Annotated in this window: 6 protein-coding genes; 3 read left to right on the plus strand and 3 right to left on the minus strand. The window is 68.3% G+C overall.

Annotation, left to right across the window (positions count from 1 at the left end):
• Together VF665_RS08250 and VF665_RS08255 are read left to right on the plus strand one after the other, a co-directional pair.
• A partial coding sequence (locus VF665_RS08250; RefSeq protein ID WP_331052935.1) for a DNA polymerase IV occupies positions 1-978 on the plus strand: 978 nt, incomplete at its 5' end.
• A 196-nt stretch (positions 979-1174) separates the two neighbouring features.
• Complete coding sequence (locus VF665_RS08255; RefSeq protein WP_331052936.1) at positions 1175-2779, plus strand: tetratricopeptide repeat protein; 1605 nt, start codon at positions 1175-1177, stop codon at positions 2777-2779.
• Positions 2780-2959: 180 nt separating this feature from the next.
• Here the strand turns inward: VF665_RS08255 and VF665_RS08260 are convergent, their stop codons facing one another.
• Positions 2960-3400: a PAS domain-containing protein gene (locus tag VF665_RS08260; protein WP_331052937.1), complete on the minus strand. Its 441-nt coding sequence runs from the start codon at positions 3398-3400 to the stop codon at positions 2960-2962.
• 271 nt (positions 3401-3671) lie between these two features.
• On the opposite strand from VF665_RS08260, the gene VF665_RS08265 reads away from it, so the two are divergent.
• Positions 3672-4604 carry a prohibitin family protein gene (locus VF665_RS08265; protein WP_331052938.1) on the plus strand — a complete coding sequence of 311 codons (933 nt, stop codon included), beginning with the start codon at positions 3672-3674 and terminating at the stop codon, positions 4602-4604.
• Between the two features lie 714 nt (positions 4605-5318).
• On the opposite strand, the gene VF665_RS08270 is transcribed toward VF665_RS08265, so the two are convergent.
• Complete coding sequence (locus tag VF665_RS08270; RefSeq protein ID WP_331052939.1) at positions 5319-5924, minus strand: outer membrane beta-barrel protein; 606 nt, start codon at positions 5922-5924, stop codon at positions 5319-5321.
• Between the two features lie 59 nt (positions 5925-5983).
• On the minus strand, positions 5984-6592 hold the full coding sequence (locus tag VF665_RS08275) for an outer membrane beta-barrel protein (RefSeq protein ID WP_331052940.1): 609 nt from the start codon (positions 6590-6592) through the stop codon (positions 5984-5986).
• Positions 6593-7185: the final 593 nt, after the last annotated feature.

A 7185-nucleotide genomic window follows, 5' to 3' on the forward strand; every position in this document is an offset into this window, starting at 1 on the left:
GTGCGGGCGGTGCTGGACGACTTCAGCCCCGTGGTGGAGGCGGCCAGCGTGGACGAGTTCTACCTGGACCTCACGGGGACTGAACTGCTGTACCACGGCGAGCCGCTGCACGACACGGCGCTGCGCATTCAGCAGGCGGTGATGGACCGCACGGGGATCAGCATCAGCATCGGCGGGGCGACGGGGCGCACGCTGGCCAAGATCGCGGCGGGCGTGAACAAGCCGTTCGGCGTGTGCATCGTGCCGCCGGGGACGGAGCGGGAGTTCATGGCGCGCTTCGCCCTGTCGGACATTCCCGGCGTGGGGCCCGCCTTTGCCGAATCCCTGCGCCGCCGCGGCGTGACCATGGTGCGCGACCTGGCCGCGCTGGACCTGTCTACGGTGGTGTCCTGGCTGGGCGAGCCGCGCGGGGTTTGGCTGCACCGCCTGGCGCGCGGCGAAGATGCGGGACGGGTGTCGCGCCGCGGGCCGCAGAAGTCCGTGAGCCACGAGCGCACGTTCCCCATGGACATCAGCGACCGCGAGGAGCTGGAGACGCGGCTGCTGATGCTGGCGGTGGAGACCGGCGCGTCGCTGCGCGCGGAAGGGCTGCGGGCGCGCACCGTGACGGTCCGTGTGCGCTACGCGGACTTTACGGACCGCAGCGCCAGCCGCACGGCGCCGGAGCCCATTGAAAGCGACCGCGCCATCTACGCCGTGGCGCGGGAGCTGTTCCGCGAGCTGCTGGCGAGGCGCGCGGGCGGGATCCGGCTACTGGGCGTGGGGGTGAGCAAGCTGGCGGCGGAGGAGGAGGCCGAGCCGGAGCTGTTTGCGGACGTGGAGGGGAGCGGCGAAACGGAGCGCGACCGGCGGCTGGCGGAGGCCACGGACCGGCTGCGCGGAAAGTACGGGCGCGGAACGCTGGTGCCGGCGCGCATCGCCAACCGCGATCCCAAGGACCGGCACCGCGGTCGGGGCGGGTCTGAGATCGCGGACTGATCTGCACCTTTGTCTCTCACGGAGAGCACTCAGGGTTGGCGGCGGCCACATAGAAAAGGCAACGGAAGGGAAGCACCCAGAGACGCAGACGTACAGAAGGAAACGGAGGGTTCTGGACGCGGCGCTGGTCTGCGGGCGAAATGGTGCGATCATGTCCGACAATTCATTCACACCCCATACATTCCAGAGTTGAATCATGAGGAAAGCCAACGTTCTGTTCTTCGCTGCCGACCCCGCCGAAGGCCGCCCCGACGGCGTGCCGCTGGAGATCGACGATGAGGTCCGGAGCATCAAGAAGCGGGTGAGCAAGGCCCGGTATGCCCACCGGCTTCACTTTGAGGGGCACGGCGCCGCCCGGGCCGCCGACCTGCTGGACTTTCTGAAGCATACAAGAGCGCGTGTCGTTCACTTCAGCGGGCACTGCGGACCGCGTGGCCTCGGCTTTGTGGGCCCGGATGGGTATTCAGTGCACTACATCGACGCCGCCGCACTCACCGAGGTATTCAAGCAGTACCAAGGTCCCGTAGGCTCTGTGCGCCTGGTGGTTCTGGCCGCCTGTACCACGAAGGCAGTAGCGGCGGCCATCGCTGACGTCGTGGGGTGTGCAATCGGCACCACCGACCGGATTACCGACGAAGCCGCTACTACCTTCAACAGCTTCTTCTATCAGGCGATCGCCGAAGGCGAGTCGGTGAAGCAGGCGTACGACAAGGGGTGCGTGGCCCTGCGGGTATACAACATCCCTACAGCCCAGTACCCGCAGATCTACACGCGCAAGGGCGTCGACCCTGCCAAACTGGTGCTGGTCAAGCCCTTCCCGTGGAGAACCACGGTCGGCGGGACGGCCTCGGCCGTCACTGCCGCAGTCGCCGCGGCGCTGATCATGGTAGACCCCCCCGTGGATCAGCAGTTGACTGCATCCGATCTGGCCTGCGGATCGGTTCCCGCCGCAAGCGCGCCGTCTTCCGGCCCCGGCCGGGGCGCGGTCGCCCTGGCTTCCGTGGCCCTCGTGGGACCGGCAGGTGATCTGGCGAACGGAAAAGCCTTCTACCGCGACCGGAACTACCCTGCGGCAAAGAAGGCCTTTGAGCGTGCCGCCGCCAATGACAACGGCGAGGCGATGGGGTGCCTGGGCTACATGTACCTGAACGGCCGGGGCATGCCCCCCGCGCCCGAGGCCGGCTTTGAGCTGGTGCACAAGGCCGCGGTGGAGGAGCGGGATCCGCATGCGATGTACGCGCTGGCCGTTGCCTATCTGGCCGGGCAGGGTACGGTGGCCCGCGAACACCTGGCCCGGAAGTGGTTCAAAGACGCAGCCGATCTCGGTTATGGCGAGGCGATGCGGATGCTGGGCGACCTGTACGCGCAGAAACCGGGTGGCGGCGATTACCGCCTCGCGCGGTACTGGTATCACCGAGCAATCGCCGCGCATTCCGCAGATGCCCGGGTGGACATGGGCTTGCTGTACGAGTTCGGGCGCGGGGTGGATCAGGATCCGGCGGAGGCGTTCAAGTGGTACTGGAGCGCGGCCAAGGCGGGGTCGCCGCGAGGCATGCTGGCCGTTGGCCGGAGCTACCAGAACGGGGTGCATGTGCCCAGGGACTACGTCCGGGCCATGGCGTGGTACCGCCGTGCGTCAGACCTGGGCTCAGCCGACGCCAAGAACGCGATCGGCGTTCTGTACGACAACGGCCTTGGCGTGCGAAAGAGCCATCGCCAAGCCGTGCGCTGGTACGAGCGGGCTGAAAAGGCGGGTTCCGTGATCGCGAAGGGCAACCTGGGCCGCTTCGCGCGCGACTGACCGCGAGCCGTGGCGAGGCAGCCGCAGCAGCCGTTTCTCACGGAGGCGGCGGAACCGCGCGCACGAAACCGCGCGGCAGAGGAGGAGCACACGGCGTTGGGGATAGCGTTCTGTTCCTATTCCCTATTCCCTATTCCCTATTCCCTGCTTTTCCTCCCTCCGTGAGAAACCGCCCCTCCGTCACTCCACCATGACCATGATGCCGCGCAGCCGCTTGGGCGTGCTCGCGGTCGCCGGGATCACGCGCACGTAGTCGCGCAGGTGCACGATGCGGCCGTCCGCCGCGCGCGCCCGGTAGCCGAAGTCGTGGTCGCGGTCGCACTGCGTCTCGGCCACGCAGTACGTCACCGACTCCTCGCGGTCATCGTCGTGCAGCACCACGTCCGCCCAGAAGGTGGGCTCGTCCGTCCAGCGGCTGGCCGGGTAGCCCAGGATGTCCTCGGCGGAGCGGCTGACGTGCGAAAACACGAAGGTGGCCGCGTCGCACTCCCACACGATGGACGCCTCCGCGAGCAGCTCGGCGGCGCGCTCGTCCAGCAGGTGCATGGGGTCCGACGGATCACCGAAGGCGGCGTCCAGACGGACTTCAAACGAGAGCGCGGGGGCAAGGGTATCGGTCATGGCCGGGATTCCTGGGCTGCGTGGATGCGTGGTTTCCGTCGTGAACTGCACGGCAACGATACGCGCCCGCTCCGCCGGCCGGGATTGGTCAACCGACCCATGAGCCCCGCGCCCTCCGGCAGAAGCGCTGGTTCCGCAGCCACTTGGGCCGAAACCCGGCGGGGCCTTTCTCCGTACTTCCTCCCGCGGCCACCGTTCGGTGCGCCGACCCCGGTGTCCCGGATGGGGCGCCAACCATCAACGCCCGCTCCGGCGGGCGCAACGCAGAATCATGGACACCATCAAGATGCCCGGTTCCAAGCGCCCCTCGGCCTCCTCGGCCGGCGCCAGCGTGGGACGGCTGTTTCGCGGAATGGCCTGGGGCTGGGTCGCCATCGCGATCGTCGTCCTCATCAGCGTCCCGCAGACGTTCGTGTACGTAAACCCGGGGCATGTGGGAATCGTGATCCACAAGCTGGCCGGCGGCGTGGACGCCAAGCCCAAGGGCGCGGGGCTGCACCTGCGGAACCCCTTCACCACCGGCGTGGAGGAGTATCCCATCTACATGCAGACGCTGCTGCTGGCCCGCGACAGCCGCGAGGGCTCGCAGGGGAACGACGAGATCAACGTGAACAGCATGGAGGGCCAGCCGGTCTCCATGGACGTGTCGCTCTCGTTTGAGCTGGAGCCGTCGCGCGCGCCGCTGCTGTACCAGACGTTCCGCACGGACATCGAGACGATCCAGCACACCTACCTCAAGCAGGCGATTCGCCAGGCGCTGCAGGAGGTGGTGGGGAGCGAGGAGATCGCGGCCATCCTGGGCCCCAAGAAGGCGCAGACCGTGCTGCAGGCGCAGGGGCTGCTGAGCCAGCGGCTGGCGCCGTACGGGTTCGTGGTCAAGCAGTTCACCATCAACGAGATCCGCGCGCCGGGCGCCGTGATGGACGCCATCAACGCCAAGAATGTGATGCAGCAGCAGGCGCTGACGGCCCAGAACGAGCTGCAGAAGAACATGTACCAGGCGCAGGGCGACAGCATCAAGGCGGCGGGCCGGGCCAAGGCGATCCTGGCCGAGGCGCAGGCGCAGGCCGAAGCCAACCGCCTGCTCTCGCAGAGCATCACCAACACGCTGGTGCAGTACGAGATGACGAAGCGGTGGGACGGCAAGATGCCGCAGGTGAGCGGAAACGCCGTCCCCATGATCCAGCTTCCCGCCGCGCAGTAACGCACCCCGGCGGATGAATGAACGGAGCCCCGGAGGACGAATCGTCCTCCGGGGCTCCTTCGTTGTGGATGGCAAGCTTTCGCACCACAACGATTTCCGCGCACTCCCCCGTCCTCTTCCCGGGATGCCGAGGATATGCCCTGCTACCAATCAGGCACTCGAGACCTGTCATCCTGAGCGAAGCGCAGCGCCGGACCTTCCACCGCGCCGAACTTTGGCGCGAAGTCGAAGGATCTACTTGCCGCCGAGCTAACGTCGCGACACGCACGGCCGTTCTCACAGGCATGGCAGATCCTTCGTCGGCGCCCGAGTGCCGTGCCAGTGCAAGTGCCTCCGGCGCCTCCCCAGGATGACAAGCTCATGCGCGACAAGGACTTGGGTGCACAAGAACCTGTCATCCTGAGCGAAGCGCCGCGCCGGACCTTCCACCGCGCCGAACTTTGGCGCGAAGTCGAAGGATCTACTTGCCGCCGAGCTAACGTCGCGACACGCACGGCCGTTCTCGCGGGCATGGCAGATCCTTCGTCGGCGCCCAGGTGCCTTTCCGGGGCAAGTGCCTCCGGTGCCTCCTCAGGATGACAAAGTGGCTGCGCCGCAACGAGATGTGATTCGCAGAGGCGCCTCCGGAGAAACAACGGCGTCCGCTCGGTCTTCGGGAACAACAGCGCGGCCGCGGCGATAGAGGCCGCGGCCGCGCTGTTCATCCGGCGATGATCAGGGGTGCCAGCTCAGGCCCAGGTGCATGCGGGAGTGGATGAACCCGATCCCCTCCTGCAGATCATCCCGGTCCCCGTTCACCTCGATGGTGCTGAAGCTGCCCATGGTGGCGTTCAGGCCGGCGTCCACCGCCAGGCGGCGGCTCAGAAAGTACTGCCCGCCACCTCCCACCGTGAGCCCCGCGCCGGAGACGGACACCTCGTCCCCCTCCACGTCGTCGTTGGTCACCACCGCGCTCAGCGCGGCGGTCAGGTACGGGCGCCAGCTGCGGCCCGCGTCGCGAAAGCTGACCCGCAGCCCGATCTCTCCCGTCCCCAGCTGGTACCGCGGCCCTTCCAGGTCCTCGTCCTGCGGCTCGACCGTGGCGAAGTCGGCGCCCACGAACAGCATCACGCGGTCGGTAAAGCCGTAGCCCACCAACCCGCCGGCGCCGTACCCCGCGTCGGCCTTGTCGCTCGCGTTCTCGCCCGCGCCGCTGAGCGCGGGCGCGGTGAGGTGCGCGTTCACCAGCAGCCCGCGGTTGTTGGACTGCGCCTGCAGCGGACGGGCGGAAATCAGCGTGCCGGCGGCCAGCGCCGCAACGGCCAGGTATCGGTAGCGCATGGTGATCTCCCGGGCATCAGGGACACGGGCGAGGCGATGGGCCGCGCCCGCATGAATCGTTACGGGTGCCAGGCCAGGCCGATCTGCAGCCGCGACGTGGTGATGTCGATCTCCGACGGGCCCAGGTCCACCTCGTCGCCGTCGATGCGCAGCGAGTTCAGCTTGCCCACGCTCGCCTGAATCCCGCCGTCCAGCGCCAGGCGGGGCGAAAGGAAGTACTGCAGGCCGGCACCGACGGTGAAGGCCGGGCCGGAGTAGGTGTAGTCCACCCGCTCGTCCGTGTCCGGATCGTCGTCCTCGCCGCGGAGCGCGACGCCGCTGACCGCCGCGTTCAGGTACGGGCGAAGCGCGCCGGAGGTGCCGCCGAAGGTGTAGCGCACCCCAAGGTCTGCCTGGGCCAGCACGACCGCGTCGTCGCCGTCGTCCTGAATGCGCGTGCCGTCCAGCGTGAGGTACAGGCCCAGCCGCTCGTTGTAGTTGTACCCGGCGGTAATGCCGCCCCCGATGCCGGTCTCGATGCTGGAGTCGCTCTCGCCCACGCGGACGGCGGCGTTCTGCACGTGGGCGTTCAGCAGAAAGCCGGCGTTGGTGGACGCCTGCGCCGCCAGGTCGCCTGCCCGGAACGCGCCGCCGGCCAGCAGCGCGGAAATGATCAGCTTCTTGTTCACGATTCGTCATCCGCTGGCAAAGTGTGTCACCCTGCGGCCGCGTCCCGCACCGCCGGCCACCTGCTAAAAAGAACGCCGGTTCGCCCGGGAGCGACAATGGGTCGTTCGCCCGAGGAGAAAGGGAGGGAGTGACAGCGAATAGGGAATAGGGCGGAGGCGGCGGGAGAGGCTGAGGCATGCCATGCCGGCCCGCGGCGGGGCGGACGTTTCGGTCCGGGATTCTTCAGTCGCGCATGAATGCGGTGCCGGGGAAAGCGCGGCGCACGCTCCTTCAGAATGACGCCCCGGCGCCGAGGTGGGCGGCAGGACACTCGTGGAGCGGAGGTGCCGCCGCGGGGCGGCGTGAGATGGCACTAAGCGCACCGGATTCGTCACATCAGCCGCACCGGACCCGTCACCCGCCTCGGACTTCGAGTGTCATTCTGAGCGAGGCGCCTCGCCGCACCGTCCGTCACACCAGACTCTGGCGCCGACCGAAGAATCCCGCGCCACCGCGTCCGATGCACGCCCAGTTGCGCACCGCGCTCGGACGCTGCGGGTGCGGCGGGAGAGGCTGGAGCACGCCGCGCCGGACCGCGGCGCGGCGGATGCTT

This window comes from Longimicrobium sp. (assembly GCF_036387355.1).
GTDB lineage: Bacteria > Gemmatimonadota > Gemmatimonadetes > Longimicrobiales > Longimicrobiaceae > Longimicrobium.

Excerpts from the sequence above, each read along its gene's own strand:
- VF665_RS08255 (WP_331052936.1), top strand. The coding sequence starts at position 1,175 with ATGAGGAAAGCCAACGTTCTGTTCTTCGCTGCCGACCCCGCCGAAGGC.
- VF665_RS08260 (WP_331052937.1), bottom strand. The coding sequence starts at position 3,400 with ATGACCGATACCCTTGCCCCCGCGCTCTCGTTTGAAGTCCGTCTGGAC.
- VF665_RS08265 (WP_331052938.1), top strand. The coding sequence starts at position 3,672 with ATGGACACCATCAAGATGCCCGGTTCCAAGCGCCCCTCGGCCTCCTCG.
- VF665_RS08270 (WP_331052939.1), bottom strand. The coding sequence starts at position 5,924 with ATGCGCTACCGATACCTGGCCGTTGCGGCGCTGGCCGCCGGCACGCTG.